The organism is Luteitalea sp. (assembly GCA_009377605.1).
Lineage (GTDB): Bacteria > Acidobacteriota > Vicinamibacteria > Vicinamibacterales > Vicinamibacteraceae > WHTT01.
Genome location: WHTT01000271.1, coordinates 1 through 661, shown reverse-complemented (window position 1 = coordinate 661; position 661 = coordinate 1). Strand labels below are relative to the sequence as shown.

Below are 661 nucleotides of genomic sequence, written 5' to 3'. Positions count from 1 at the left end.
TGAGGTCCACGAGCCCGGAATAGCGGCCGAGACGCTCGCAGACAAACTTGAAGCGCCACTCGAGTGCTTCGTCCACGCTTGCTATCCGTATCTTTTCGCCCACCGCGACCCAGCAGAGATGTGGTCGCGATTTCAGACACTCGCGCGCCTCGTCAAAGTCCGACGTGCGGGAAGCGGCGATGTCTATCGTCGTGCCGAAGAGCAGGTAGGTTGCCTCCACCGCGTATCCGGCGAGCCCCACGTTGAGCGTTTTGTCCGCCGACACCATGCGTCCCGTCCCCGCGCACAACCCGCCGGTTTCGTGGAGCGTCAGCTCGGTTGCGGGCAGGTTCTCTAGCCACCGCATAACGGCATGCCCGGCCTCATGCCAAGCGGTCTTTTCACGTTCTTCATCCGTCATTCGTCCCTGTCCCTTTCCCCCGTGGACGTCATGTCCAACGGCATGAGAGAAGTCTACGCCTACGCCTAGGGCTATGTCAAGCACAATCTTAGGCAGGCGTAAACTTTCCCGCTACCCCGCCGCTACCCCGGCGTTACCCCAACCAAAAGAGCCGGGCATACTCCCGCGATTCACGCGCCCTAACTATTTGATTTTATTGGTATTAATGGTGAGCCGCGAAGGACTCGAACCTTCAACCCGCAGATTAAGAGTCTGCTGCTC

Annotated in this window: 1 protein-coding gene; it reads right to left on the bottom strand. The window is 59.5% G+C overall.

Going from position 1 to position 661, the window contains the following annotated elements; genetic code table 11:
* A partial coding sequence (locus GEV06_28880) for a hypothetical protein (protein MPZ21857.1) occupies positions 1-400 on the bottom strand: 400 nt, incomplete at its 3' end.
* Positions 401-661 lie beyond the last annotated feature (261 nt).